This is a genomic window from Terrabacter terrae, from assembly GCF_039529575.1.
In the GTDB taxonomy this organism is placed as follows: Bacteria; Actinomycetota; Actinomycetes; order Actinomycetales; family Dermatophilaceae; genus Terrabacter; species Terrabacter terrae.
The window spans coordinates 1-743 of sequence record NZ_BAAANB010000071.1; the positions used below are offsets into that span (position 1 = coordinate 1).

A 743-nucleotide genomic window follows, 5' to 3' on the forward strand; every position below is an offset into this window, starting at 1 on the left:
TAGTCCGACCGCACCCCCGACCATCGCGGCTGGCGCTGCACGAGCAGCTCGTCGAGGAAGCGTCGCCGCTCGGAGGGGTCGCCCTTGACGAGGGCGAGGTCCTCGGGCGCGAAGAGCACGGTGCGCACCGTTCCGAGCACGTCGCGCGGCCGGGACACCGGGGACCGGCCGAGCCGAGCCCGGTTGGCCCGGCCCGGCGTGATCTCGAGCTCCACCATCGTCTCGCGGTCGTCGCGCACGACGGCCCCGCGGACGATCGCCTGGGCGGCGCCGAACCGCACCAGGGGCTGGTCCGTGGCGACCCGGTGCGACCCGAGCGTCGCGAGGTAGCCGACCGCCTCGACGAGGTTCGTCTTGCCCTGCCCGTTCAGCCCGACCAGCGTGGTGACGCCCGGCGTCAACGCGAGCTCGGCGCTCGGGTAGCTCCGGAAGTCCTTGAGCGTCAGGTGGCGGACGTGCACGTCAGGGTCGCTGGTTCTCGGGGTGGTGGGAATGCGAGGGCGCCCGGTCCGAGACCGCCGGTGCGGGCGCCGTCCGCGTCAGGGGAGGTCAGGACGAGCTGTCGTCGGTGCCCGACGTGGGGCCACCACCGGGCGCGCCGCCGCCGGTGGAGCCGGTGCCGGAGGACGGTCCGGCGGTCGCGGCGTCGACGGAGGTCTGCGTGGGCCGGTCGGGCGTGCTCGCCTTCTCCTTGCCGGCAGCCGGTGCAGGGTGCGTGGAGCCCTCGGCACCCGTCTGGCGAC

General features: G+C 75.1%; 1 protein-coding gene and 1 pseudogene. Both read right to left on the reverse strand.

Annotated features, from left to right (window positions below; translation table 11 throughout):
- Positions 1–461 (reverse strand): AAA family ATPase (locus ABD194_RS19180; protein ID WP_343994460.1); only part of this gene is annotated, 461 nt, incomplete at its 3' end.
- A gap of 88 nt (positions 462–549) precedes the next feature.
- A pseudogene (locus ABD194_RS19185) lies at positions 550–743 on the reverse strand (hypothetical protein); the annotation flags it as partial.